The following is a 26,392-nucleotide window of genomic DNA, read 5'->3' on the forward strand; positions in this document are numbered from 1 at the left end:
AGATGCTGTTCCTGAATCCATGGCTCTTGGCTGGTCTGGTGGCGGTGGCGATTCCCATCATCATCCATCTGGTCCGGCGTCAGGCGGCGAAGCCGATTGAGTGGGGGGCGATGCGGTTCCTTTTTGACACGGTGGCGATGCGGCGCCGCAAGATGGAGTGGGAAGATCTGCTGCTGATGGCGGCGCGGTGCCTTTTGTTAGGGTTGGTGGCGCTTGCGATTGCGCGGCCCTTCGTGCCGCCGGATTCGAGTGTGCCGTGGTTGTTCGTGCTGCCGGCGGTGCTGGTCGGGATTGCCTTGTTAGGGGCGTCGTTCGTTCTCAGCGGAAAGGCGAAGTGGATCCTCCGCATCTCCTCGCTGGTTTTGATTTTCGCCGCCGCGGGACTTGTCCTGCTTGAGCGCACGTTGAATTTGAAGCGCTTCGAGGCGAGTGGGCGCCGCGATGTCGCGCTGATCATCGACGCCTCGTCATCGATGGACCTGTCGATGGATGGGAAGACCGTCTTCACCAGGGCGGTGGAGGAGGCGAAGCAGCTGGTGAAGGAAGCACCGCGCGGGACGGCATTTCTGGTAGTGCTGGGTGGTCCGGCTCCCGAGGCGAAGACGGCGGCTCCGCTGACGCATCGGGCGGATGTGCTTGGGGTGCTGGATTCGCTCAAGCCGATCGGCGGGACCTTCCGTGCGCATGAGGCTCTCGGTGTCGCAACGCTGGGGCTGGCGCAGGGGACGAATGCCTCGAAGGAGATCGTGGTTTTCACCGATGCGCAGCGGGCCGGGTGGCGCTTTGACAATCCAAATGCGTGGGATGGCCTGGGCGAGGCGTGGAAGGCGATGCCGGCGAAGCCGAAGCTGGTGCTGCGGGATTTCGGCGTTCCTAACAGCCTGCGCAACGTTTCCATCGCGAGCATCGAGCCTTCGCGCCGGATCGTCGGCACGGATCGCGAGGTGATCCTGCGGGTGACGGTGGAGAATACCGGCACCGAAGCGGTCACTCCGGGACCGGTGAGCATGGAGATCGGCGGGGCGAAGACGGGGGAGAAGCCGGTGGGGCTATTAGTCGCCGGGCAGAAGGAAACCGTGGAGTTCCGGCATCGCTTCGCGAAGGCCGGGCCGCAGGCTGTGGTCGCTCGCATTGATGGCCGCGATGATCTGGCTTCCGATGACAAGGCGGAGCGGGTCGTTTTGGTCAGGGGGAACTTGCCGGTGCTGCTTGTGGATGGAAATCCGGCGGGGTCGTTTTTCGAGCGTGCGGCTGGCTACTCGGCCCTTGCCCTGGCGCCGTCGCCTGACCTACGGCGTGGCAAGACGGCGGGTGACGCTTATCTGATGGATCCGGAGGTGGTTCCTGCGCCGGAGCTGAAGGAAGAGGATCTGGAGGGGCGGGCGGTGATCGTGCTTGCCGATGTGCCGCGCTTGCCGGAGCGGCTGGCTTCGAAGATTTCCGCGAAGGTTGCCGATGGCGCGGGCTTGTTCGTGATCGCCGGTCCCCGTGCCGAGGCCGCATTCTACAATCAATGGACTGCCGGGGATGGGCCGCTGCTGGCGATGGCGCTCGGGGATGTGGCCGTGGATCCGGAAGGCACGTCGCCTGCGCCTGCCACCTTCCTTCACGAAGCGGTCGCGCTTTTCAAAGACGAGAAGAACTCCGATCTGGCCACCGCCAAGGTGAAGCAGTGGCGCAAGACGGGCGAGCCGACCGGCGGGGTGCAGGCCGCGGCCTTCCTCAATGGGGATCCTTTCCTCGCGGCGAAGAACTACGGGAATGGTCGTACTTTGCTCGCCACGTGTGCTTTCGATGCGCGGTCGGGGAATCTGCCGGCGCTGCGCGGGTTCGTGCCATTGCTGCACGAGCTGGTCGCCTGGACTGCGGGGAGCGGGACCGAATTGAACGTGGAGGCGGCGTGGAGCCCATCGGTCGCGCTGCATGGTTCAAGCGGGGGGCTGACGGCCAGCTATTGGCCGAATCGCGAATGGAAGGGGAAGCCGAAGTTCGTCCGCACCGATCCTGCCATCGACTTCCGCTGGGGTGACAAGCAGCCCGACAAGCGGCTGCCGGCGGACCGCTTCTCGATCGAATGGCGGGGCCAGTTGGTCCCACCGGTGAGCGGGGAATATGAACTGACCGCCGAGGCGGATGATGTGATCCAAGTCCGGATCGGTGACGGCAAGACCTTTGAGACGGGCTGGGGTCGGAAGGAACTTGGCAAGATCACGCTGGAGCAGGGGAAGGCCATTCCTTTCCTGGCGACGTACTATGAGGAAGGGGGCGATGCCTATGCCCGGCTCTACTGGACGCCGCCGGGCGGGATGCGCCAGATCATTCCCACGCACGCCTTCCGGCCGGAAAAGGTCCGTGAAACCGGTGCGCCGTTGCGGGTGATGGATCCGACCGGTTTGCCGCGTCAGGCGGTGTTGCGTCCTGCGCGGGTGGGGCGTGAGCTGGCGATCGACGGGGCGGCGGTGCCGGGGATCTATCAGGTCACGCCGGACGAAGAGCTGCAGGCGCTGCTGAATCTTCCTGCCGGGGCTGCGATGCCGGTGGCTGTGATCCGCGATGCGGGGGAGAGCCAATTCGAGCCGCGCACGCTTGATGATCTCGCGATGATCCGCAAGCACTCCGATCTGCTGCTGCCGACCTCGGTCGGTGACATCGTGGGGGTGCTGCAGGGGAAGGGCTTCGGCCGGGAGATCTGGAAGGTGCTGGCGGTAGCGGGTTTCGTGCTGTTCCTGTTGGAAAGCGTGCTGGCCCGGTGGGTTTCCCGGAACCGGCGCACGGCTGAGGATGTCCGCGTGGATTTCGGGCAGGATGCGGTGTGGGGTCGGCGTTGAAGCGTTCTTCCCGGTAGGGGGCCAGTGAAGGCACTTGGCACCTTTGGCCGGGATCTCCATCCTTCCTCGCATGCGGAAATGGTGGCTTCACCTCATGCTCCTCGCGGCGGTCGCCGTCGCGGCGCTGGGGATCACGCGGTTGAGATTCGACACGGATATCCTTTCGATGCTTCCCGGCGAACTGCCGGAGGTGAAGGGGCTGAAGGCGCACCATCAGGCCTTTGCGCGGCAGGATGAAGCGATCCTGCTGCTAGAGAAGGAGGATGGAGTTGAGGATGACGAAGGGCACACGCCGGCCAAGCTGGCGGAGTCGCTCGCGGCCCAGTTGGAGAAGGACGGGGTGGTGAAGCGCGCGCGCTGGCAGCCGCAGTGGACGGCGGATCCGCAGGGGTTATCGGAGCTGCTCGGCTACCTTTGGCTGAATGCCGATCCGGCTGAGGTGCGTGCGCTGGCCGACCGGCTCTCGCCGGGCAAATCGCAGGCGACGCTTGATGCGGCGCTGGAGGAGCTCGCGACGTCGCTTTCCGGGCAGGATCTGGCGATGCTGGCGCATGATCCGTTTGGCTTTCTCGCGCATCCTGCGGTGGCGGATGTGCTGGGTTCATCTGGCGGAGGAGGTGGTGGTGCGACTTTCTCAAGTGGGGATGGCACGGCGCATCTGATGTTCCTGGACGCGCCGAAGGATGTGCCCGGCTATCGTGAGGCGGGGGCTTGGCTGGACTCGGTCCGCGCCTCGATTGCGAAGTGGCACGCTTCGTCTCAAACGAAGACGCGGATTTCGATCACCGGTGAGCCGGCGTTCTCCTCGGAGATTGGGATGGCGATGGAGAAGGATATGAGTGGGTCGATCGGGCTGACGCTGACGCTGATCGCGCTCTTGTTCTGGTGGATGCAGCGGCGGTTGATGTTGCTGCACGGATTGGTCATCACTCTGTGCCTGGTGTTTGCGGTCGCGCTGGGAGTTGCCGGGTGGGTTTATGGCGAGCTTTCGATCATGGCGCTGGCTTCGGCGGAAATCCTGATTGGTCTCGCCACTGACTACGGGCTCGTCATTTGCCAAGAGGCGAAGGTGGCCGGGCATGATGAGAAGAAGCTTCTTCATGCGAGCGGAAAGCCGGTGCTGTGCGGGGCGCTTACGACTGCGATCGTTTTCTCTGCGCTCAATCTCGGTGGCTTGCCGGGGATGGCGCAGCTTGGCTCGATCGTTGGTTGGGGGTTGCTGGCTGCGGGTGTGCTGATGATCGTTTTCTATCTGCCGTGGGTCGCGAAATACGGGGTCGATCGCGCGCCGGCGGAGGATGAGGCCAAGTGGATTCCCCGCCGCCGGAAGTCCTGGATGCTGACTGTGGCCATCAGCGCTCTGGCCCTGGGTGTCCTCGCATGGAAGGGGATGCCGGGCGTGGAGTTCGACTCCAAGATCATGCGCCCGCGGAATAGTACGGCGATGGAGGGCTTCGAGCGGATGCGGGAGAAATTCCCGGACAAGGATCCGCGGTTACTCCGGGTCGTGGTTCAAGCACCCGACGATGCGACGATGCTTGCTCGTCTTGGTGAGGCGCAAGCGCGGTTCGCTGCCGCTGGCAAGGATGGGGTGCTGCTGGAATCCAGCCTGCCGGCCGCGTGGTGGCCGGATCCGGTGAAGCAGAAGGAGAATCGTCCTGTGCTGCTGGCGATCGCCCGTGATGCGCCGCGGCTGCTGGCGGCTGCCGATGCCACCGGCTTCAGCGAGGAAGGGACTGCGCTGGGACGACAGATCCTCGGTGTCCTGGAGAAGGCGGAGCCGGGTTTCTATCCGACATCGCCTGCGGCGCGGGAGATCATGCGGCTTTTCCTGCAGCGCGATGAGAAGCAGGGCGGGGGGCTGGTGCTTGGATCGGTCTTGCCGGATCCATCGGTCGATCCGCTGACGCCTGGCTACCCGCGGCTGCGTGCGCTGAACTCGGAGGGCATCTGGCTGAGTGGCTGGAGTCTTTTCAAGCCTGCGATCGCAGGGCTGGTGAAGGATGACATGACCCGGATGCTGCTGCCGATGGGAGTGCTGCTGTTGGCCATGATGTTTATCATCTTCCGGAGGATCCGCGACGTCGCCTACGCGCTCTTCACGATGGTGGTGACCATTTTGGTGATGCTTGCCGCCATGACGGTGTTCGGGCTGAAGTGGAACTTTGTGAACCTGATGGCCACGCCGCTGCTGTTAGGCACCGGGATCGACTACGCGATCCACGTGACCCTGACGCTCAAGCGGACTGGGATGTGCTACAAGGAACTGTGGAATGGCACGGGCAAGGCCTTGCTCTTCTGCGGTGTGTCCAACGTCATCGGCTTCGGCTCGCTGATCTTTTCCGCGAGCGATGCGCTGGTGAGTCTGGGGCAAGTTGCGGTGATTGGCATCGTGCTCTCGATGGCCTTTTCGCTGTTCCTGTTGCCGGGGTGGCATTCCCGGGGTGCGCGGCTATAGAATGTTAGAGATCGACTACTCAGGAAATGATTGACTGTTTTATCGGGAACATAGAAATGATCTTCAGTTGAACAATTGTATGAATCATAAGTTTTCCCTCCCCGTTGTTGCCTTGGCGGGAATTGCGATGCCGGTGCTTTCCGCCATGACGCTTCCGGTTTCGGAAGATACCTCCACCTCCTCAAACAAGAAGCAGGCTGAAATGAAGCTGCTCACTCCGGCCGCGGGAGTTGGATCTTCGCTTGGAGTCACCAGCACCCGGACAGCGTTCCTGCGCTTCGATGCGGGGTCTCTCGCGGACACTCTTCCTTCCTCCGAGGTGTCCAGTGCCGTGCTGATGGTGTATTTACCCACGGTAACTGAAGCGGGTGATCTCTCCCTTCACGCAGTTACGCAGGATTGGACTGAATCGGTGACAGGAAATGTGGCTCAGCCTGCTTTTGCTGATACGTCCCTTGCCACGATCCCGTCCTCCTCGGTAGTCGCCAAACAATTCATCCTGATCGATGTGACGCAGCAGGTGAAAGCATGGCTTGGAACACCGGCCAGCGATTTCGGTTTCGCCCTGACCGCGACCGGCACCACGAGAGTCCAATTCGCCTCAAAGGAAGGGGCCTCCCTGGGTTATCCGGCGTTCCTGCAAATCGAGAGGAGCCGCGTGATCGGCAACGAGCAGCTCGGCTCGGAACTCGACGCGGCCAAGATCGGTGATGGAAGCGTGGACAATGACGAACTGGCCGCTCTCGACGGTGTCACTTCGACGCTCCAGCCGCAGATCAACGGTCTGGGAGCGAGCATCACGGGGCTTCAGAACAATCTGGCAGGTAAAGTCAGTAAGGCGGGCGATACCATGACCGGAGCGCTTGTACTGCCCGCAAATGGTCTGACGGTGGGCGGGAACCAGCTTGCAGTGGCGGATGGAAAGGTGGGAATCGGAACGAATTCGCCATCTGCTCCGCTAGAGGTGCGGGGCAGCATCAGGCTGGGAACCACTGGCAACCTTCTTGCCCCCGGCGGAGAAGAAAACCTTCGCATCGTCCGGGGCTCTTACACCTTCCTGAATGGAGTTTTGAGCTTGTCGGGCGGGAGCGGATTTTCGGTCGTGAAGTCGGGCAGTGATGTTGCCCTTACTTTCACGACGGCATTCTCGGCTCCGCCGACCATCACCTGTTCGCAGGAAGTACTGCCCCCTAACAACACCATCGTGTCCAGCGCACTTCTAAACGTCACAGGGTCCGGAGTGACTTTCGGAAGCGCGGCCTCTTGGTCCGGAATCACGTGGCATTTCGTCGCGATTGGTCCTCGCTAAGGCAGTTGGCCGTTTGGATGCCCGAGACGGGAATGCCTTGTGATGGCCATGGAGAGGCATTACTCCCATTGCCTATGAGTTCCTTCCTCAATCAATTCCCGACGACGGACCCTGGTGGCATTCTGGAGCTTCGGGACCGCCAGTTTGCGGCGGAGCTGATGGCCACGGCCTTGCTGCATTTCGATCTGTTCACGTGGCTGGAGGCGAATCCGGGTGCGTCCACGAGCGAGATTTCGGAGAAGCTCGGGATCAAGGAGCGGCCTGCGGATGTGATGCTGACGCTGTGTCAGGCGTATGGGCTGGTGGCTGGTCATCCGGAGGCGGTGCGTCTTACCGCGATGGGACGTGAGCATTTGGTGAAGGAGTCGCCGTGGTTTCTGGGGCCTTACTTCGTGCCAGTGCGGGACACGCCGGTGGTGCGGGGATTTCTCGATGTGCTGAAGACCGGCAAGCCGGGGAATTGGCAGGCGAAGAGCGATGGGAAGGATTGGCACCAGTCGATGCTGGATCCGGAGTTTGCCCGTGAGTTTACCGCGCTGATGAACTCCCGCGGGTTGGTCTTCGGGCAGGGGCTGGCGAGGGGGCTGGCTCCGCTGTTAGGCGAGCGGCGGACGTTGCTGGATGTGGCGGGTGGTTCCGGGATTTATTCATCGACACTCGTGGCGTATCATCCGCAATTGCAGGCGACGGTGTTGGAGCAAGCGCCGGTGGATGCGATCACGAGAGCAGAGATTGCACGTCACGGGCTTGAGGGCAGGGTGGAGGTGGTCACGGCGGACATGTTTGCGGACGCATGGCCGGAGGTGGACATTATCCTGCTCTCGAATGTGCTGCATGATTGGGATTTTCCCGAGGTGCGCCGGTTGTTGGAGAAGGCGGCGGAAGCGCTGCCGTCCGGCGGCCTGTTAGTGATTCACGATGCCTTCATTCGCGACGATAAATCCGGGCCGGTGGCGGTGGCGGAGTATTCGGCCTTGCTGATGAACATCACCCAAGGGAAGTGCTACTCACCGGCCGAGTTCGGTGGCTTGTTAGAGGACTTGGGATTCGCGGTGGGAGCCTATCAGGACACGGTCGCCAACCGGGGATTCATGACCGGGGTGAAATTGTGATCGTTGCCCGGACGATCCGATCAAAGTCCTAGAGGCCTCGGGTAAGTTCTCCTCATGCTCTGGCGCCGGAAAGGGACGGGCATCATCCCGGTGTATCGGATGCTCAGGTATTTGTATCTTTCCGCCAAGTTGACACGAAAGTTTTCGATTTTTGGCCAAGATTCCGGTGGAGGCTGCGTTGGGCCGCGGTGATGAGAACCCCATCGAATCCAATTTCTCCTTCAGCCCCTGCTTCTGACCCTTCCGCGAAGCGACCTTCATTCTTCCGCCGGTTCGGTGCGGGTGCCTTCTTCATTTCCCTGGCGGTGCATGCAGTGTTCATCCTGCTTGCGATCTTTGTCTTCTTCCGATGGATCGATCCACCCAAGGAGGATTTGAAATTCCTTCCAGGCGGAGGTGGGGGTGGGGGTAATGAGGGGGCCAAAGCCCATCAGATCGAGACCCGGAAGCGACAGCTGAGCAATTCGGTCCAGTCCAAGAAGCTAGTGGCCTCGGCATCGGCCAGCTTCACGCTGCCGGATGCGCCGGAGATGTCCGACCCGGGCCTGCCGATGATGGCGGGGCTGGAAAGCAGTGCAGGGTCCGGCGGCGGAGCGGGTGGTGGAAGCGGGGGTGGCATTGGTACCGGCAATGGCACGGGGACCGGACCGGGCAGTGGTCCGGGTGTGGGGAAGGGCTTTGTCTCGACGACGCCATTCGGCTCGAAGGAGGCTAGGTCGAATGCGCTAAAAGGGTATCTTTACGACTTCAAGCAATCTCCGGATGGCAAGCCGACGCCGGGCTATCAGGTCGACATGCAGCATACGGAGGAGTATACGAAGCGGGTTGCGGAGGCGATCCAGCGGGACTTCCGGGAGAGTGCGTTCAAGGGCTACTTCAAGGCTCCGGACGCACTTTATCTGACCCAACTTGCGGTTCCGATCACGGCGGCATCCGAGGGGCCGAAGCTCTTCGGAGGCGAAGGGAAGATGCAGCCTTCCGGATGGCTGGCGCACTACCATGGAAAGCTGAAGGCTCCCAAGGCGATGAACTTCCGGTTCGTGGCCTTTGGCGACGATTGTGTCATCGTCAAGATCAAGGGGCAGACCCGCATGATCGCGGCCTGGCCACCGCTGCGGTCGGCGCTCTTCGGCCGATGGCAACCGTCCGATCCGGACAAGGAGTATGCGAGTCCGTGGGGTGAGGGATGGAAGATGACGATCGGCGACTGGATCAACCCGCGGGCTGGCGAGATTTTCGACATCGATATCGCGGTGGGTGAGTGTCCGGGCGGGCACGTGTCCTTCCTGCTGTTGGTCGAGGAGAAGAAGGAGACCTATGCGCACGGTGCCGATGGCCGTCCGATCCTGCCGATTTTCACGACGGAGGAGGTGACCCAAGAGAACCGTGCTCGCATTGACCGGGACTTTGCGAAGTGGGGGACGTTCGATTGGGACAAGGTGGTGGTGTTTGGCAGCGGGGGTGAGGGGGATCGATTTGGGGATCCGCTGCGTTAGGTGAAGGCGATGCAGGCTTGGGGAGTGGTGGCGGAGTGCCTTGAAGATCTGGCCGAGAGACGCATGAGGTTTCCTTTCAGGACACGATGCCCGCGCTGATGTTACCCGGCACTTCGTGCCGGGCTTTTATGACCCGTGCCTTTGGCACGAAGAGGCTGGGATCGTTGGCAGCGGTTCCTTGTTCGCAACCGGTCGTCAGCTTGCGGCGATGAGGACTGCATTGCCGGCGATGGTTCGCGAGAAGCCGAGATGGACGACGATGTCGCCGTCCAAGGCTTCGATGACGAGTCGGCCGGGGCCTGCGAGTTCCACGGGACTGGACGAGGTCAGGATGAAGTCCTCGGCGGTGCCTGACAGGGTGACCCAGGCGGAGCCATTGCGGGTGGTGAGCCGGAGACGATCGTCCGACGAGAGATCGAGCGACTCCACCTCACGGCGTGTGAGGGAGATTTTCATGAGAAAGAAGGTGAGCTGTTAGGCGGTCAGCGGTGGCTGCGGCCTTTGGGGCGAGCGGAGCGGATGTCGCGAGACAGGGGCGGAAGTGCCTGTGGTTCCTCCGGTTTGTCCCAGAGACCGAGGATGACTTCGCGAGCGGCGGCGATGGCGGGGCGGTCGGCGTTTTCGCGGAGGTAGCCGACGCAGAGGTTCACCGTGGTGCGGAAATGGGGCAGGGCGACGATGCGGCCGCGATACTCCGGGGAGTCTATGTGATTCACCGCGGCGAGGGTGAGGCCGAGGCCTTCTGCGACGAGGTTGAGAACGGTGAGGCATTCATCCACGCGGAAGCGCTGTTGGAGCTTCAGTCCCTGGTCGGTGCAGATGGATTCGATGGCGCGGAAGTAGGAGCATGCCTGGGAGACGAAGATCCATGGCTTGGTCTCTAACAGCTTCCAATCGGGCGAGGCCAATTCGCGAGCCCATGCGGCGGGGGCAGCGATGCAGAGTTCGATGGGCTCCAGGGCGTGCCACTCGATGCGGGGGAATTCGCAGACGCCTTCGAAGAAGCCGATGGCGATGGCTCCTTCGTCGATGCCTTCGAGAATGGTGCCGCTGCTGCCGTTGACCAATTCGTAGCTGAGTTCGGGATGGGCGAAGGTGAGCGCGCCGAGGACATCGACGATCTTGAGGACCTCGGGCCGGTTGTTGAGGCCGATCACGAGTTCGCCGGAGACGTTGTCGCGCAAGTGCTCGGCGCTGTGCTTGAAGTCGCGCGCCGCGTCGACGATGCGGCGGGCTTTTTCTTGGAGCAGTAGACCCTCGCGGGTGAGCGACATCCCGCGGGCACTGCGTTCGAAGAGTTTCACACCGAGTTCTTCCTCGAGTTGCTTCACCTGTGCGCTGACCGCGGGCTGGCTGGTGAAGAGTTTCTCCGCGGCGCGAGTGAGGTTGCCTTCTTCGGCAATCGTGAGAAAGGTGCGGAGTTGGTAGAGTTCCATGGCGGCGGTCGGGCTGCGGTCGACGTCGGCAATCTTCACGATATCGGGCCGTTCGCCCAATCGCCTTTTTGGAACGGGGGCATCGGGATCGGTGATGGCTCGTTTCCGGGCTGACAATCAGCGTCTTTTGACGCGCAGGAAGCCTTTGGGCTGAAGGGGATTGAAGAAACCGCTGTAGCGGAGCAGCCGCCCGTCCGCTTTGAAAATGCCGGGGACGGGCGAGAAGGTGGCGAGGTCGTCGCTGGTTTCGACTTCGAATTCCATGCCCGGCGGAGGACTCCATGTGACGTGAAGCGAGCGTGGTGGTCCGGAGTCGCTGGAGAGCACCTTGAGGGACGGCTGGCTTTCTGCCGGGGTGTTTGGCGCGGTGATGAAGTGAGTGGTCACGACTTCGTCATAGTCGCGGGTGCGGGTGACGGGGTGATAGATGTCGATGTAGACATCGGCGGGGCCTGCGGCTTGCCATGAATTCACATCGCCGGGAGTGCCGGTGAAATCGGTGCCGAGGGTCCAGCCATTGGTATCGATGATGTCCGGGAGTGGAGTGCTCTGGGTGGAGCGGAGCGTGCGGACGCGGGTCTGGGCGGCGATCACCGTCTCGCCGGGATTGGCCCAGGTGAGAGCCTGACGGATGGTGCCGGTGGTGACGCCATCGGGAAGGGGCTGCTGAAGATCGAGCTGGTGATTCAGATAGCGGCGGGTCACGCGGACGATGTCGTGACCTACCACGGAGTTTTCCACGCGATGCAACTGGCCGGTTTGTCCGGGATCGCCCGATGCCTCGCGATAGAGGACGTGAACCAGGTGTGCGGCTTCGGTTTCGGTGGTGAGTGAAACTTTCTCGACGCGGTCGGCTATGACATCGTTCGAAGTCAATGCCGTCCATGTGGCGGGATTGGAGGGAGTGCCGGAGTAGTCGACGCCAGCCACGGCTCCGTGGGAGTCTATGCTTTGGGTGACGGTGACTTCGGTTTCATCGGGCGTGTCCGTGGTCGTATGGAGAGCCATGCCGGCATTGCCTGGGGTGACCTTGGCGGCCAGCACGGTGGCGTCTGCAGGATCGACTCCGGAGGGGACGTGGTCCGGTGCGAAGTAGACCTTGTCCCAAGTCGCCAGGGTATCGGTCACCTCGGTGACGATGGTAAACTTGGGATTCTGGATGACTTGTCCGGTGCCGTCCGGAGCGATGAGGTGATATTGAATGGATTGGTCGAGGTAACGTTGTCCTTCCTCGGTCTCCTGATGAGAGGTGACCTGGATGCTGCTATCGCCGATGGCAATCCATGTGAAGTAGTCATCGGGGTCGCCGATGTAGTCGATGCCGAACTGCGCGCCGTAAGAGTAGATGGTCTCGGTAGTTTCTCCGTAGCCGTGACCCAGCGACAAGACGCCGTAGCCGGTAGCCAGAGGGACTTCCTGGCCGGGCGAGGCTCCGGCGAGCGCCTGCTGGACGAATTCCGCGGGGATGAAGGCGGGGACGGTAGTGGGGCTGTATTTCAGGGTCGGCGAGGCTGCTTCGACGAGGTCGGTGGGCTTGCTGAAACTCCAGGTGTCGACGTCCACGGTGGAGCCGATGCCGCCGGAGGAGGGCCGGGGTTTTCTCACGAACTCCTGCACGGTGAAATTCCGGCTAGTGCTGAGGCGGGTGGCCTGAAGGCGGACATCGATGGTGAGGTCCTCTGCGCCGGGGACGACCCAGCTTTCGTAGTCGAACGGATCACCGGAGAAGTCGATGCCATAGAGTGCGCCATTCGGATCCACGATGGTGGTCGTGGAGGCCAGAGTGTCGCCGACAAAGCGATGCTGGGTGGTGGAGGAAAGGATGCCCTTTTGCAATGGGGTCAGGCCGTTCAAGGCGGCATTGATCTGCTGCTGGGTGTAGACTCCCGGCGGAGCGTGGGCGGGGTAGAATCCCTTGGCGATGACTTCGTCGCCGAGGATCTGATGCTCCAAGAGGTCCGGGAGCACCTCCGATTCGACGTGAAGTGTGCCGCTGAAGCAGGGGGACGAGAAGGCAAGCAAGAGGAGGGGGCGGGCATTCATGGCGGGAGGGGACTTGAGGGGGAGGGCGGTCCGCAGGTGCCTCTCTGGAGCGGAACCGTGATCTGCCATTAAGAAATGCAGGGGTGGGGATGTCAAATTCTCAGGGCTATCCCGGTGACGCGTCCGCACCATCTGAAGGCTCGCCAGCGCTGGCCGCCGTATTTCAGGATGTAGCTGTCATGAACGCCCCTCAGGAAAACGACGCTCCGCCGGTTCACGCGCAATTGATTCAGATGGCAATGGCGCATTGGGTCTCGCACGTGGTGCATGCCGCCGCGAAGCTGGGACTGGCCGATCATCTGGCGGATGGGCCGCAGGATGCGGCGGCATTGGCGGGGCTGACCCAGACTCATGCGCCCTCGCTTTATCGGCTGATGCGGACGCTCGCGAGCCTCGGCATTCTGGCTGAAGATGAGTCGCATCGTTTCGCGCTGACGCCGATGGGTGAAGCGATGAAGACGGGTGCTCCGGGATCGGCGCGGGCGACGATCCTGACGGTGGCGAGCGAGCCGTGGGTAAACGGGTTCGCGCAGTTGCCGTATTCGCTGCAGACGGGGCAAAGCGGCTACGAGAAGATGTTTGGCATGCCGATCTTCGACTGGCTGGCGCAGCGGCCGGAGGAGGCGTCGCTATTCAGCGAGACGATGGTGGGCATTCACGGTGGCGAGCCACCGGCGGTGCTGGCGGCTTATGATTTCAGCGGATTGGGGACGATCGTGGATGTGGGTGGGGCGACGGGGGATCTGCTGACGACGATCGTGGGGCACTACCCGGAGATGCGCGGCATTCTCTATGATCTGCCGCACGTGGTTAGTGATGCGCCGCCGCTGATCGAGGCGCGCGGGCTCACGGATCGGGTGCGGATTGAATCGGGAAGCTTCTTCGAGCAGGTGCCGGCGGGCGCGGATGCTTATCTGATGTCGCATGTGATTCACGATTGGTCGGAGGAGCAGTGTCTCACGATCCTGCGAAATTGCCGGCGTGCGATGCATGCGGAGAGCCGGTTGCTGATCATCGAGATGGTATTGCCCTCGGGCAACGTGCCGCATCCCGGCAAGATGCTGGACATGATGATGCTGGTGGGCCCCGGTGGGCAGGAGCGCACGGAGCAGGAATACGCCGGGCTGCTGGCAAAGGCGGGGCTGAAGCTGAGCCGGGTGGTTCCGACGGCCTCGCCGGTGAGCGTGGTGGAGGCGCGGATCGCTTGAGAGCGGGAAAAACACCCGTGATTTGAGGGAAAAGGGACCTCCGGCGATGCCAAGATTTCACTTGCGGCGGGCTTGTTTGCCGGCGGGTGGCTCCCTAGCTTCGCGGCGACCTACCTACTCATGAGCGAACCCATTTACATCGGCATCGATAGCGGAGCCACCACGTCGAAGATTGCGGCGGTGCGAAGCGACGGCTCGATCTTCCCGAGCGAGCTACTGCAACGCCCCACCAGTTCCGAAGGCGGCACGGCCGCGGTGATCGGCGCGTGGATCGGCGCGATCAACGAATTCCTGGCGCAGCATGGCTTGGCCTGGGCGCAGGTGGAAGGCGTCGGTCTGGCCGTGCCCGGCCCGCGCCGCAGCTATGGCGTGCTGGATACCTCGCCGAACCTGCCCGCGGAATTCGATGGCTGGAATGTGGAGCACGACCTGCGGGTGGCGCTCGAGCGCGAGTCCGGCCGGATCCTGCCGCTGGCGCTCGGCAACGATGGCAATCTGGGCGGCGTGGCTGAAGCTCATCGCGCCCGTGGGACCGAGGCGTGCAGCGTGGTTATGCTGGCTCCCGGCTCGGGTCTCGGTGGTGCCTATGTGGATGCCTCCGGGATGCCACTCGACGGCGATACGCTGGCGGGGATGGAGACGGGGCACTTGGCGGCGCCTTTGCAGCTTCTGGGCACGGACGCGCTGACTTGCGGTTGTGGCCGCGACTGGGGGTGCTATGAGATGTACACCAGCCTCGCCGGCCTGCCGGGACTGCTGGAGCGCGCCTTGCCGCGTTACCCCGGTCACGTCTTGGCGGATCCTTCGCTTGGGAAAAAGGAGCGCGTGCTGAAGCTGCGCGGTCTGGCTCAGGATGGCGATGCGCTGGCGCTGGAATTGTTCGATTTGCAGGCGAAAGCGATGGGCTTGCTGGTGGCCGAGCTTTCAATGGCGGTGGACCCAAGTTGCTTCGTTATTGGCGGAGGTCTGATCGATCCCGATGCGACCACGGTGGAATTCCGCGAGCGCTACCTCGGCGGGATCCGCGATACGGCGCTGAAGTATCTGTGGCCGACGCAGCGGGAGATGCTGCGGATCGTGCCGGCGACGCTTGGCGAGCTTTCGCAGGCAGTGGGTGCGGCGCTGGTGGCGCGGCACATCGCCAGGGAGGCGTCCTGAGGGGTGCGCCTGGCACCGGAATGCCAGAGGTGATTTAATAAGATGATGCCACAGCGGTCCTGAGAGGCCGCTGTGGCATCTTCATGCCGGCGTGGCATGAAGAGGATTCAATCAACTGACGCGCGTTCTACTTCACAGGAGAGATCGTGCCGTTAGGCTTCGCGGACCATGCAACGGGCCATCCTTCCCTGTGTCCTTCTTCCGTGCCTCGGTAGCGCCTTTGCGGCTCCTGAGAAAACCGAGCCGACTTTGCTGAATGCCCAGCTGATCGAGTGGTCGCCGGCGTTCACGCCATGGGACATCGGGGGGGAGTTCCGGGCACGGTATGAGATGAAGGACGATGCGGGGGTGGTGGCGAATACCGATTTCGTCGATGGCATCGCGAAAGGACGTGATGCGAACTACCTGCGTGAGAAGCTTCACCTCGGTTACAAGGATGACTGGTTCTCGTTCTTCATCGAGGGACGCGATGCCTCCGGTCATGAGGATGTGAAGGCCGATGATGTCTTCGACATTCACCAGGCGTATGTGGTGCTGGGCAATGCGAAGGAATTCCCGCTCACGGCGAAGATCGGCCGACAGGAGCTGGTGTATGGCGACGAACGCTTCCTCGGCAAGGGCGACTGGAACAACACGGGCCGGTCCTTTGACGCGATCAAGCTGCGGCTCGAGAATTCCTTCGGCTGGCTCGATGCCTTCACCGGGCGGGTGGTGATTCCCGATGATGGCAATTTCAATGTCAGCAATGACTACGACTACCTTTCGGGTCTCTATGGCGGCACCAAGAAGCTGATCCCTTGTCAGGAGACGCAGTTCTATTTCCTGGCCCGCAACTATGGGGTGAAGGGGCCGAACTCGAATTCGGCGGGCAATCCGGGGTCGCCCTCGACGCAGCGCGATATCTACACGATCGGCACCTTGTGGAAGTCCGATCCGGAAGCTTGGGGTGCATGGGACTACACCTTCGAGACGGCGTATCAGTTTGGCAGTGTCTACAATCGCGCGCAGAACCGCCGGCTGGATCAAAGCTCCTATGCGGTTTTCCTGCAGGGCGGCTACACGTGGAAGGATGTGTGGGGCAAGCCGCGCCTCGGCTTCGGCTATGACTATGGCTCGGGCGACAGCAACTCCAAGGATGGCAAGGTGGAGACGCTGGAGAACCTCTTCGGCACGCAGCACCGGCCCTATGGCCTGATGGATCTCATGAGTGCACGGAACATGCACATCCCCAAGCTGACCTTCTCGGTGAAGCCGGTCAATGGGTTGAGCCTGAATGCCGATCTGATGGCCTTCGTGCTCGCGGACACGAGCGACCTTTTCTATCCGGAATCGGGTCCCGGTCGTACGGGGAACGGCTACGGCATCAATCCGAATGCCGGCTCCTATGCGGGCACCGAGCTCGACCTCTACGCCAACTACAAGGTGAACTCGTGGGCGAACCTGCAGCTCGGCTACGGCCACTATTTCGTGGGTGACTACGTGAAGGACTCGGTGGCGGCCACGACGGATGCCGACTGGCTCTACACGCAGGTCATGCTGACGTTCTAAGCGACTCGCAGTGGGATTGACCGCGAAGGTCGGAGCGGTTCCAGTGAGAGCCGTGAAGTCCGATGGAAATGCTGCGCGCATCTTTGCCCTGGAACGTCCCGATCCGGCGCTGTGGAAGCTGTATGTAATCCGCGCAATCCTGAGCGGGCCGGGGATGCTGATCGCATTCCCGTATCTGTATTTCCGCTACCACACGTTGCGGTATCGTTTCGATGACGAAGGGATTCACATGAAGGTGGGGATCCTGTTCCGGCGGGAGGTGAATCTGACTTACGCGCGGATACAGGACATTCACCTGCGCTCGGGATTCATTCAGCGCTGGCTGGGCCTGGCCGATGTGCAGGTGCAGACGGCTTCGGGGAATGCGGGGGCGGAGCTGGTCATCGAAGGGTTCCGTGAATTCGAGCAGATCCGGGATTTCCTGTACATGCGGATGCGTGGGGCGCGTGGTGGCGAGCAGGCTGCGGGTACGCATTCAGGAGTGCCTGCTATCGCGGGCGAAGCGCCGACGGGAATGGTGGAGGTGCTTTCGCAAATCCGCGATGAGCTACGCCGGACGCGCGAGGCGCTCGAACGGAAAGGAGGGGGCGATGTATAGCTTCTTCCGTGAGCTTTGTGAGAAGTGGCTGCGCATTCCGGCGGAGCCGGAGGCACCGCCGGGCGATGAGAGCTCGGCACGCGTCTTCCGTGCGGCTCCGAAGTATCTGAAATACCTGCGCGTGATGTGGGGCATCCGGAATGGCTTGGCGATGATAGGCGCGCTGACTCCGCTCACCGTGATTTCGATCGCGCTGGCGGTAAATCATGAGGGGAGTGCCTCGGCGGTGATAGCGGGCGTGGAGGTCGTGGTGTTAGGCCTCCTGATTTGTCAGGCCTTGTTCTCGCTGGCGCTGGTACAGCTCGATTATGAGAAGCGCTGGTATCTGGTCACGGATCGAAGCCTGCGAATTCGCGAGGGGGTGGCCACGGTGCGCGAGATCACCTTCACCTTCGCGAATATCCAGAACCTCTCGGTGACGCAGGGGCCGATCCAGCGTTGGCTGGGCATTGCCGACTTGAAGGTGGAGACGGCAGGTGGAGGAAGTGTCGTGGGTCAGCAGCAGCAACCCGGACTGAATCTTCATACCGCGTATTTCCGTGGCATCCACAACGCGGAGGAAGTGAAGCAGCTGATTTCAGAGCGCATGCGGGTTCACCGGGATGCGGGTCTGGGCGATCACGAGGACCGGCATGTGGTGCCCTCTGTTCATGAGGGAAGCAGCACGGTACAAGAGGTGCTGGAGGCGATGCTAACAGAAGCGGTGGGATTGCGCCGGGCGGCCGAGGGGAATCCTTGAGCGCTTCATGGGTCGGTGACTTTCAGGCGCAGGAAACCCTTGCTCGCGATCGGGATGCTGAAGACGTGCTGGCCGCTGGTGCCGGTGTCGGTGACGGGTGTCCAGCTTGCGGCCTGCAAGGTGGTGGAAGACTCGGCGCCGTAGGTGATGCCGGAGACGCCGGCGGGTTGAGGAAAGCTGAGGGTGAACTTTCCTGCGGCGATCTGTCCGTGAGGGAACAGGTGAGCGCTGTTCTGTTTGGGATCGAGGCCAAGGGCGAACTCGATGAGGTTGACCAGGCCGTCCTTGTCGAAATCGAAATCGTCCGCGGCATTGCCGCTGTTGGCGGTGGTGCCGAAATTCGTTTGCCGCCAGGTTTCGATGGCGGTCACCAGTGGCAGGACGAAGCTGTCGCCATTGTTGCGGACCACGGTTGCTGGATTGGTGCCCAGCGCGTAGTCGGCAAGGTTGGTCGTGCTGAGAGCGCTCGAAGCGCCGGTGAAGCGAATGGCTTGGGCTCCGGAAGTGGGAAGGCTTGATGCAAAGGGTGGGCCGAAGTTTCCGTTCGAATCGTTGGTAGTCGCACCGGTGTTGGAACCGGTGTAGGCAGCGCCTCCCCAAGCCAGGGACCAGAGAATACTGCCGGGAGTTGCTACCGTTCCGGCATCGTCTTCAAACGTGATCCGGCCGGCGGAGAGGTAGGAGGCGGGGATCGGCGTCGCCAAAGTGAAGTCGGGTGAAAAGGTCGGTGTCACCGTTTGCACGGCGGTGGTGAAGGCGGCCGTCGCCAAAAGGACCCGTGAGCCTGCGGATGACACGCTGACGTCCGCGGCAATGTCGAGGAGGAGGATCCGATTGCTGCCAGTGGCGTCGGCTGCCCACACCTTTGTGTTGCTGACCAGATTCTGTCCGGGGGAGCGCATGCGCAGTTGGACGGCTTGGGCGGCAGAGTTGCCATTGAGGCTGCCGATAACCTGCTCGACCTGCATGAGGTGAAAGCTGGCAGATGCCTGCGTTACGAAGGCGGCGCAGGCGAGGAGTAGGAGCGCTTTCATGAGGCAATGAGAAGAAGGATCCGGTAGAACCTGACATCGCGGCGCCGGAATGCCAGTCGAGAGAGCAATGTGAGGAATTCGTCAGAGCCGTGAGTACCGACTGGCAAGAGGTCCATCCGTGCAGAAAGCGACGGCATTCCGGCGCTCCTCTGCCGGTGGGCGCTTCAAGTCTTTCCGGATTGCCGGAACAGGAGGAGGATTGGAGAAACAAAGAAGGACACGTTGTTCGACCCAAGCCATGATCCTGCGCTCTCTCGTTGCCGTCGCCCTGCTCTCGTCGCTCGCCGCCGCCAAGGCTCCGCCGAATATCGTGCTGGTGCTGGTGGATGACATGGGGTGGGGGGATTTCTCGTGCTTCGGGAACAAGGAGGCGTCGACGCCGAACATCGACCGGATGGCGAAGGAAGGGATTCGTTTCCGGCAGTTTTACGTGAACTCGCCGATCTGCTCGCCGTCGCGTTGCGCGCTGACCACGGGGCAATATCCGCAGCGCTGGAAGATCACGTCATTCCTGGAAAACCGGGCATCGAACGAGCGCCGTGGGATGGCGCAGTGGCTGGACCCGCAGGCTCCGACACTGGCCCGCTTCCTCCAGAAGAAGGGGTATGCGACGGGGCACTTCGGCAAGTGGCATCTGGGTGGCCAGCGGGACGTGGACAATGCGCCGGCGATCACCTCCTACGGCTACGACCAGAGCCTGACGAACTTCGAGGGGATGGGGCCGAAGCTGCTGCCACTCACGATGAAGCCCGGCGACAAGGAGCCGGGGAAGATCTGGCAGGAGGCGACGCGGCTGGGCAAGCCGGTGACGTGGATGCTGCGCTCGAAGATCACCACCGGTTATGTGGATGCGGCGATCCCATTCATCGACGAGGCGGTGAAGGCAAAGAAGCCGTTTTATGTGAACCTGTGGCCGGATGATGTTCACTCGCCGTTCTGGCCACCGGTGGAGTCGTGGAAGCAGGGCAAGCGCGAGCAGTACCTGTCGGTGCTAGAAAACATGGACCGGCAGTTCGGGAAATTCTTCGACCACATCCGGGACACGCCCGAGCTGCGCGACAATACAGTGGTGATGATCTGCTCCGACAATGGGCCGGAGCCGGGTGCGGGATCGGCCGGGGAATTCCGCGGGGTGAAGGGGACGCTGTGGGAAGGTGGTGTGCGTTCGCCGCTCATCGTGTGGGCTCCGGGATTGATCGCTAAGGAGAAGGAAGGCTCGGTGAATGACGTTTCTGTTTTCGCGGCGTTCGACCTTGCGCCGTCGATGCTGAAGCTGGCGGATGCGCCTGTTCCGGAGGGGGTGAAGTTTGACGGGGAAGATCTTTCGGAGACGATGTTAGGGAAGTCCGAGGCGTCGCGGAAGGCGCCAGTGTTCTGGCGTCGTCCACCGGACCGGAAAGTGGTGGGACAGCCGGGGCGGCGTCAGCCGGACCTGGCGGTGCGGGAAGGGAATTGGAAGCTGGTGTGTGAATATGATGGGTCGGAGAGCAAGCTTTTCGATCTGGCGACGGATCCGGGGGAGGCTAAGGATCTGGCTCAGGACAAGGCGGACGTCGCCGCGCGTTTGTCGAAGGCAGCGGTGGAGTGGAGCCAGTCGATGCCTGCGGACAAGGGGCCGGAACTCGGGGCAAAGAAGAAGGACGGAGACGAAGAATGAGCGTGGCAGGCCGGGGTCTGCCATCGTAGATGATTGAATAAGTGAGGCTGATCGGGAGTCCATTCCCGACCCGTGGCACTTATCTCTTAGCGAACCCATGAATCGACTTTCCCTTCTGTTGACCGCGCTGGTGGCGGTTCCCGCTTCCCTCCAAGCTGCCTGGCCGGATGGGACGCTTTTCACGGCGCCCTTTGGTCCGGGCGGGACGTGGAACCTGTATCAAGCGGTGAGCAAGCCGATGACGTGGACGGAGGCGCAGTCAGCGGCTGAACGGCTCGTGGATCCGCTCGGCAAGACTGGCAAACCGGGACACCTGGTGTGCATCAGCAGCGCGGCGGAGAACATGTTCGTCTATCAGAGGGTGCAGGGCTTCTACATCTGGACCGGACTGACCGACAATGAGAAGCGCGGAGGCAAGGAGGCCCGCGACGACCGCAATGGCGGCTGGCATTGGATAACGGGCGAGCCTTACACCTTCCAATCGTGGCGGAGCTACGAGCCGAATGAAATGGAAGCGACCGGAGAGGATGCGGTGTCGATCGGGGCGTCCGGCCGATGGCTTGACATGCCGAATGGCGCCGACGGTCAAACGGAGAACAAGCAGGCCTCGATGATCGAATGGGAAACGCGCTCGCCGGAGCCGGTGGCGGGGGCTGTGAAGCTCGAGCGAGTCTTGCCGGAGAAGTGGTCCGTGGATCTTTCCGCGTGGAAAGGAGAGGTGATCGGTGAAGGGCCGTGGACGGTGATGAGTTCGGTCGGGCTGGACACCTTCAGCATCCAGACGGTGGCCCAAGGCTTGGACGAACAGATTCATGCGATGCAGACGGCCTTCCGGATGCCGCGGTTGAACTACCACGTGGAGCACATCACGCTCTTTGCCGGTGGTTGGGTGGAGATCAAAGATTTCCCCGCGTTTCCGATGAGGGCAGGTCCTTGCGGGGCACTTCATGTGGCCAAGGTGAAACTGGACAAGCCAGGGACGTGGAGCATCAACGTCCATGGTGATGACTACTTCGCGGTGCGCTTTCCCGGGCACAAGTGGAAGTCGGTCAGGGGGCTCGCCGGGATCGATCCGCTGGATGCGGAAACGATGTATTATGAGTGCGAGTCGGCAGATGGTTGCGGGATCGGTGTGATCGATCTGCCAGCGGGAGAGAGTACCATCGAGGTGATGCTGGGCAATCGCGTCAACGACAGCATGATCCAAGTGCTGGCGGCACCCGGTGAGCAGACCATGGACGGCTCGACCGATCAGTGGCGCTTGCCCGGGCACAAGGCGGCGGGCGATCTGGCGTGGCCGGGTGTTAGCAGCAAGGGCTGGACCGTCATTCGCAAGAAGCCACCGGTGGGTGCGAAGCCGATGGAGAAGCTGATGGATGGGATGGCATTGCCCGAGAATGCGCCGGCAGTGACGGCGGAGGGAGTGGAGAAGATCAACTACATCGACTCGGACGGGGCGAGTGACATCGAGTTTCCGAATCCGGTGGAGCTGCCGGGCGATGAGCCGGGGCCGCAGGACCAGTTCGTGGTGATGGCCCAGGCCGAACTGGTGATCCCGCGCGATGGGCTCTATCACATCGGCATTCAGTCGGACAGCCGCTGTGCGCTGCGGATCGCCGACCAGCAGTGGCTGCGAATCATTCGCGATACGTCTTACCACGTGAAGGTCGAGGGTGACACGATTCATACCGAGAACCCGGATCGCAAGAGCACGAACGGGCAGCTCTTCGCGGAGATCGAGCTGAAGAAGGGCAGCTATACGATCGAGGCGTTCTATGTGAATGTGAAGGGGCCGACCTCTCTGGCGGTCTTCGGCGCGCCGGCGGGATACGCTCCGCGGCTGCTGGCGAAGGATGGCGCCAAGATCGAACCGGACATCGATGGCTTGCCGCTGGTGATGCCTGCAAAGTGACAAGGTCGCCGCGGAAGGTGCAAGTTGAGCGATCCCGGGGGACGGGAGTGAAAGCTGGCCAAGAGCGTTCTTGGCAAGGTGAGGCGGGTTCCGTAGTTGATTTCGATAGGTAGACCCGGTTTGGAACTTATCAGTTCCGCCGCCCCAAGCCACCCAACCGTCAACCCATGAATCGTCTTTCTCTCTTGCTGGTCGCCCTTGTCGCGGCTCCCGCGTCCCTACTGGCCGCCGTGTGGCCGGATGGCACGCTTTTCACCGCTCCCTTCGGTCCCGGGGGGACGTGGAATCTCTACAAGTCGGTGGCCACGCCGATGTCGTGGACGGAGGCCCAGTCGGCGGCGGAACGCAGCGTGGATCCGCTGGGTAAGACCGGGAAGCCGGGTCACCTGATCTGCATCAGCAGCGCGGCGGAGAACATGTTCGTCTATCAGAAGGTGACGGGCCACTACATCTGGCTCGGGCTCACCGATAGTGAGAAGCGCGGGGGCAAGGAGGCGGGAAGCAATCGCAATGGCGGCTGGCATTGGTTGACGGGCGAGCCTTACACGTATCAATCGTGGCGGAGCATCGAACCGAACGAGGGCGAATCGACCGGCGAGGATGCGGTGGCGATCGAGTCGTCCGGCCGCTGGGCGGACTGGCCAATGGGTGCGGACGGGCAGACCGAGCCCAGGCATGCCTCGATGATCGAGTGGGAGACGCGGTCACCGGAACCGGTGGCCGGAGCTGTGAAGATCGAGCGGGTGCTGCCGGAAAAGTGGGCGGTGGATCTTGCCGACTGGAAAGGCAGGGTGCGCGGCGAGGGACCATGGACGGTCATGAGCGTGCTGGGTCTGGATACGTCCAGCATCTGGAGCGTGGTTCAGGGTTTGCAGCAGCAAATGCCGACTTCGACGGTGGCCTACCGGATGTCGAATATGAACTACCACGTGGAGCACAACAATTTCTTCGCCGGTGGCTGGGTGGAGATTAAGGACAACCCGGCCTTTCCGATGTTCATGGGGTCCTGCGCGGCATTGCACGTGGCCAAGGTGAAGCTTGAGAAGCCCGGGACGTGGAGCTTCAACGTCCATTGTGACGACTACGCTGCGGTGCGCTTTCCGGGGCACAAGTGGAAGTCGGTGACGGGGCTGGGAGGCATCGATCCGCTGGATGCGGAGACGATGTACTATGAGTGCGAGTCGGGTGACGGCTGCATGGTGGGTGTGATTGATTTGCCGGCGGGAGAGAGCACGGTGGAGGTGCTGTTAGGAAACCGTGTCTTCGATGGGATGATCCAGATGCTGGCCGCTCCCGGGGAGCACACGATGGACGGGTCCACCGATCAATGGCGGGTGCCGGGCCACAAGGCGGCAGGCGATCTCGCGTGGCCGGGCGTGAGCAGCAAGGGGTGGTCGGTGATTCGCAAGAACTTGCCGACGGGTGCCAAGCCGATGGAGAAGCTGATGGATGGCATGGCGCTGGCCGAGGACGCGCCGGCGGTGACGGCGGAAGGGGTGGAGAAGATCAATTACATCGACTCGGATGCGGCGAGCGACATCAAGTTTCCGAACCCCGCGAATTTGCCTGGAGATGAGCCCGGTGGGCAGAATCAGTTCGTGGTGATGGCGCAGGCGGAGCTCGTGATTCCGCGCGACGGTATGTATCACATTGGCATTCATGCGGACAATCGCTGCGCGCTGCGGATCGCCGATCAGCAGTGGCTTCGTTTCGTGCGCGACACCAGCTACAACGGCAAGATCGAGGGTGACACGATGCACGAGGAGGACCCGGACCGGATGGGCACGGCAGGCCAGCTCTTCGGCGAGATCGAGCTGAAGAAGGGCACTTACACGATCGAGGCGTTTTACGTGAATCTCAAGAGCCCGACAACGCTGTCGGTCTTCGGTGCGCCGGCGGGATATGCGCCGCGGCTGTTGACGAAGGATGGTGGGAAGATCGAGCCGGACATCGATGGTTTGCCGCTGGTGATGCCGGTGGCTGCGGCTGAGAAGTGACTCGTCCGATGACCTCATGAAACGACTCTCCCTTTTGCTTGCCGCACTTGCTGTGGCTCCAATGTCCGCCCAAGCGGGGTGGCCGAACGGCACGCTTTTCACGGCGCCTTACGGTTCTGGCGGGACTTGGAATCTCTACAAGGTGGTCAGCACCCCGATGACGTGGACGGAGGCCCAGTCGGCGGCGGAGCGCAGCGTGGATCCACTCGGGAAGACCGGGAAGCCGGGTCATTTGGTGTGCGTCAGCAGCGCGGCGGAGAACATGTTCGTCTATCAGAAGGTGACGGGCGACTACATCTGGATTGGTCTGACCGACAATGAGAAGCGCGGAGGGAAGGAGGCTGGTAGCAATCGCGCGGGAGGCTGGCACTGGCTCAGCGGTGAGCCGTATACCTTCCAATCATGGCGGACCAGCGAGCCGAATGTGCATGAAGCCACCGGCGAAGACGCCGTGGCGATCGGGCACTCCGGGCGTTGGGGGGATTGGCCGTATGGAGCGGACGGCGAGATGGAGTTTCGTCATCCTTCGATGGTCGAGTGGGAAACCCGGTCGCCGGAACCGGTGGCCGGAGCTCTCAAGATCGAGCGGGTATTGCCGGAGAAGTGGTCAGTCGACCTTGCCGCATGGAAAGGCAGGGTGCGCGGTGAGGGACCGTGGACGGTGATGAGTTTGATGGGGCTCAACACCTCCAACATCTGGGCTGCGGTCCAAGGCTTGCAACAGCAAATGCCGGTATCGCCAGCGGCCTACCGCATGTCGAAGATGAACTATCACATCGAGCACGGCAGCTTCTTCGCCGGCGGCTGGGTGGAGATTAAGGACAATCCGATGTTTCCCATGTTCATGGGGCCCTGTGCGGCGCTGCATGTGGCCAAGGTGAAACTCGACAAGCCTGGGACGTGGAGCTTCAACGTTCATTGTGACGTTTACTCCGCGGTGCGCTTTCCCGGGCACAAGTGGAAGTCGGTGACCGGATTTGGCGGGGTGGATCCACTTGATCCGGAAACGATGTACTACGAATGCGAGTCGGGTGACGGCAGCATGATGGGCGTGATCGATCTGCCGGCGGGAGAAAGCACGGTGGAGGTACTGTTAGGAAACCGCAGCTTCGATGGCATGATCCAGATGCTGGCGGCTCCGGGCGAGCACACGATGGACGGCTCGACCGACCAATGGCGGGTGCCCGGGCACAAGGCGGCGGGTGATCTCGCATGGCCCGGTGTAAGCAGCAAGGGGTGGTCGGTGATTCGCAAGAATCTGCCGGCAGGCGCCAAGCCGATGGAGAAGCTGATGGATGGCATGGCCCTGCCGGAGAGCGCGCCGACCGTGGCCGTCGAGGGGGTGGAGAAGATCAACTACATCGACTCCGGGTCGGTCAGTGACATCAAGTTTCCGAATCCGGTGGAGCTGCCCGGTGATGAGCCTGGCGGGCAAGACCAGTTCGTGGTGATGGCGCAGGCGGAGCTGGTGATCCCGCGCGATGGAATTTATCACATCGGCATCCACACGGATGATCGCGGGGCCCTGCGCATCGCCGATCAACAGTGGCGGCGCTTCGTGCGCGACAGCACGTATCAAGGCGCGATCGAGGGGGACACGATCCACTCGGACGAGGCGAAGCCCATTGGAAATGGCTGCCAGCTCTTTGGCGAGATCGAGTTGAAGAAGGGGACCTATACGATGGAGGCCTTTTATATGAACCGGGATGGCCCGACGACGCTGTCGGTCTTCGGTGCGCCTGCGGGATACGCTCCACGGCTGCTGGCGAAGGATGGCGCGAAGGTCGAGCCGGACATCGATGGCCTGCCGCTGGTGATGCCGGTGGCAGAGCCGGAGAAGTGACCGGCGTGAGACGGGT

Annotated in this window: 18 protein-coding genes; 14 read left to right on the forward strand and 4 right to left on the reverse strand. The window is 62.2% G+C overall.

Translation table 11 applies throughout. From position 1 onward, the window contains the following. Positions 1-2 precede the first annotated feature (2 nt). The 5 genes from WKV53_RS05890 to WKV53_RS05910 all read left to right on the forward strand — a co-directional run bounded on the left by WKV53_RS05890 (position 3) and on the right by WKV53_RS05910 (position 9,203). The gene (locus WKV53_RS05890) at positions 3-2,828 is read left to right on the forward strand and encodes a PA14 domain-containing protein (protein WP_341403430.1); all 2,826 of its coding nucleotides are present in this window, start codon (positions 3-5) and stop codon (positions 2,826-2,828) included. A gap of 70 nt (positions 2,829-2,898) precedes the next feature. Beyond that, positions 2,899-5,286 carry an MMPL family transporter gene (locus WKV53_RS05895; RefSeq protein ID WP_341403431.1) on the forward strand — a complete coding sequence of 796 codons (2,388 nt, stop codon included), beginning with the start codon at positions 2,899-2,901 and terminating at the stop codon, positions 5,284-5,286. A 79-nt stretch (positions 5,287-5,365) separates the two neighbouring features. Beyond that, entirely contained in the window at positions 5,366-6,595 is a 1,230-nt protein-coding gene (locus WKV53_RS05900; protein ID WP_341403432.1) for a DNRLRE domain-containing protein, read from the forward strand. A 74-nt stretch (positions 6,596-6,669) separates the two neighbouring features. Beyond that, positions 6,670-7,707, forward strand: a complete 1,038-nt coding sequence (locus WKV53_RS05905) for a methyltransferase (protein WP_341403433.1) — start codon at positions 6,670-6,672, stop codon at positions 7,705-7,707. A gap of 305 nt (positions 7,708-8,012) precedes the next feature. After that, positions 8,013-9,203, forward strand: a complete 1,191-nt coding sequence (locus tag WKV53_RS05910; protein ID WP_341403434.1) for a hypothetical protein — start codon at positions 8,013-8,015, stop codon at positions 9,201-9,203. A gap of 195 nt (positions 9,204-9,398) precedes the next feature. Here the strand turns inward: WKV53_RS05910 and WKV53_RS05915 are convergent, their stop codons facing one another. The 3 genes from WKV53_RS05915 to WKV53_RS05925 all read right to left on the reverse strand — a co-directional run bounded on the left by WKV53_RS05915 (position 9,399) and on the right by WKV53_RS05925 (position 12,682). Beyond that, complete coding sequence (locus WKV53_RS05915) at positions 9,399-9,659, reverse strand: DUF2917 domain-containing protein (protein WP_341403435.1); 261 nt, start codon at positions 9,657-9,659, stop codon at positions 9,399-9,401. A gap of 26 nt (positions 9,660-9,685) precedes the next feature. Then, a complete protein-coding gene (locus tag WKV53_RS05920) occupies positions 9,686-10,678 on the reverse strand; it encodes a LysR family transcriptional regulator (protein ID WP_341403436.1) in 993 nt (330 codons plus the stop codon). 78 nt (positions 10,679-10,756) lie between these two features. Further along, on the reverse strand, positions 10,757-12,682 hold the full coding sequence (locus WKV53_RS05925) for a hypothetical protein (RefSeq protein ID WP_341403437.1): 1,926 nt from the start codon (positions 12,680-12,682) through the stop codon (positions 10,757-10,759). A gap of 179 nt (positions 12,683-12,861) precedes the next feature. Between WKV53_RS05925 and WKV53_RS05930 the strand changes: the two genes are divergently transcribed. The 5 genes from WKV53_RS05930 (at position 12,862) to WKV53_RS05950 (ending at position 17,933) form a co-directional block, all read left to right on the forward strand. Then, entirely contained in the window at positions 12,862-13,890 is a 1,029-nt protein-coding gene (locus WKV53_RS05930; RefSeq protein WP_341403438.1) for a methyltransferase, read from the forward strand. Positions 13,891-14,010: 120 nt separating this feature from the next. After that, positions 14,011-15,048, forward strand: coding sequence for an ROK family protein (locus WKV53_RS05935; RefSeq protein WP_341403439.1), 1,038 nt, complete (start codon positions 14,011-14,013; stop codon positions 15,046-15,048). A gap of 168 nt (positions 15,049-15,216) precedes the next feature. Beyond that, entirely contained in the window at positions 15,217-16,596 is a 1,380-nt protein-coding gene (locus WKV53_RS05940) for an alginate export family protein (RefSeq protein ID WP_341403440.1), read from the forward strand. A gap of 52 nt (positions 16,597-16,648) precedes the next feature. Next, positions 16,649-17,194, forward strand: coding sequence for a PH domain-containing protein (locus WKV53_RS05945; protein WP_341403441.1), 546 nt, complete (start codon positions 16,649-16,651; stop codon positions 17,192-17,194). Continuing rightward, positions 17,139-17,933 carry a PH domain-containing protein gene (locus WKV53_RS05950; protein ID WP_341403442.1) on the forward strand — a complete coding sequence of 265 codons (795 nt, stop codon included), beginning with the start codon at positions 17,139-17,141 and terminating at the stop codon, positions 17,931-17,933. Before WKV53_RS05945 ends, WKV53_RS05950 begins: the two co-directional genes overlap by 56 nt. Before the next feature lie 5 nt (positions 17,934-17,938). Here WKV53_RS05950 and WKV53_RS05955 read toward each other — a convergent pair whose 3' ends face one another. Continuing rightward, positions 17,939-18,967 (reverse strand): hypothetical protein, encoded by a 1,029-nt coding sequence (locus WKV53_RS05955; RefSeq protein WP_341403443.1) that lies wholly within the window; start codon positions 18,965-18,967, stop codon positions 17,939-17,941. Between the two features lie 238 nt (positions 18,968-19,205). Here WKV53_RS05955 and WKV53_RS05960 point away from each other — a divergent pair, with 238 nt between their 5' ends. From WKV53_RS05960 to WKV53_RS05975, 4 genes are all read left to right on the forward strand, one after another. Then, positions 19,206-20,624 (forward strand): sulfatase family protein, encoded by a 1,419-nt coding sequence (locus WKV53_RS05960; RefSeq protein WP_341403444.1) that lies wholly within the window; start codon positions 19,206-19,208, stop codon positions 20,622-20,624. A 97-nt stretch (positions 20,625-20,721) separates the two neighbouring features. Next, positions 20,722-22,536 (forward strand): lectin-like protein, encoded by a 1,815-nt coding sequence (locus tag WKV53_RS05965; RefSeq protein WP_341403445.1) that lies wholly within the window; start codon positions 20,722-20,724, stop codon positions 22,534-22,536. Between the two features lie 167 nt (positions 22,537-22,703). Further along, positions 22,704-24,533, forward strand: coding sequence for a lectin-like protein (locus WKV53_RS05970; protein ID WP_341403446.1), 1,830 nt, complete (start codon positions 22,704-22,706; stop codon positions 24,531-24,533). Positions 24,534-24,549: 16 nt separating this feature from the next. After that, positions 24,550-26,376, forward strand: coding sequence for a lectin-like protein (locus WKV53_RS05975; RefSeq protein ID WP_341403447.1), 1,827 nt, complete (start codon positions 24,550-24,552; stop codon positions 26,374-26,376). Positions 26,377-26,392 lie beyond the last annotated feature (16 nt).

The organism is Luteolibacter sp. Y139 (assembly GCF_038066715.1).
Classification (GTDB): Bacteria; Verrucomicrobiota; Verrucomicrobiia; order Verrucomicrobiales; family Akkermansiaceae; genus Haloferula; species Haloferula soli.

What these genes read in the sequence shown, in the direction of transcription:
- WKV53_RS05890 (WP_341403430.1), top strand. Translation starts at nt 3, where the DNA reads ATGCTGTTCCTGAATCCATGGCTCTTGGCTGGTCTGGTGGCGGTGGCG.
- WKV53_RS05895 (WP_341403431.1), top strand. Translation starts at nt 2,899, where the DNA reads ATGCGGAAATGGTGGCTTCACCTCATGCTCCTCGCGGCGGTCGCCGTC.
- WKV53_RS05900 (WP_341403432.1), top strand. Translation starts at nt 5,366, where the DNA reads ATGAATCATAAGTTTTCCCTCCCCGTTGTTGCCTTGGCGGGAATTGCG.
- WKV53_RS05905 (WP_341403433.1), top strand. Translation starts at nt 6,670, where the DNA reads ATGAGTTCCTTCCTCAATCAATTCCCGACGACGGACCCTGGTGGCATT.
- WKV53_RS05915 (WP_341403435.1), bottom strand. Translation starts at nt 9,659, where the DNA reads ATGAAAATCTCCCTCACACGCCGTGAGGTGGAGTCGCTCGATCTCTCG.
- WKV53_RS05925 (WP_341403437.1), bottom strand. Translation starts at nt 12,682, where the DNA reads ATGAATGCCCGCCCCCTCCTCTTGCTTGCCTTCTCGTCCCCCTGCTTC.
- WKV53_RS05930 (WP_341403438.1), top strand. Translation starts at nt 12,862, where the DNA reads ATGAACGCCCCTCAGGAAAACGACGCTCCGCCGGTTCACGCGCAATTG.
- WKV53_RS05935 (WP_341403439.1), top strand. Translation starts at nt 14,011, where the DNA reads ATGAGCGAACCCATTTACATCGGCATCGATAGCGGAGCCACCACGTCG.
- WKV53_RS05940 (WP_341403440.1), top strand. Translation starts at nt 15,217, where the DNA reads ATGCAACGGGCCATCCTTCCCTGTGTCCTTCTTCCGTGCCTCGGTAGC.
- WKV53_RS05950 (WP_341403442.1), top strand. Translation starts at nt 17,139, where the DNA reads ATGAGCTACGCCGGACGCGCGAGGCGCTCGAACGGAAAGGAGGGGGCG.
- WKV53_RS05955 (WP_341403443.1), bottom strand. Translation starts at nt 18,967, where the DNA reads ATGAAAGCGCTCCTACTCCTCGCCTGCGCCGCCTTCGTAACGCAGGCA.
- WKV53_RS05960 (WP_341403444.1), top strand. Translation starts at nt 19,206, where the DNA reads ATGATCCTGCGCTCTCTCGTTGCCGTCGCCCTGCTCTCGTCGCTCGCC.
- WKV53_RS05965 (WP_341403445.1), top strand. Translation starts at nt 20,722, where the DNA reads ATGAATCGACTTTCCCTTCTGTTGACCGCGCTGGTGGCGGTTCCCGCT.
- WKV53_RS05970 (WP_341403446.1), top strand. Translation starts at nt 22,704, where the DNA reads ATGAATCGTCTTTCTCTCTTGCTGGTCGCCCTTGTCGCGGCTCCCGCG.
- WKV53_RS05975 (WP_341403447.1), top strand. Translation starts at nt 24,550, where the DNA reads ATGAAACGACTCTCCCTTTTGCTTGCCGCACTTGCTGTGGCTCCAATG.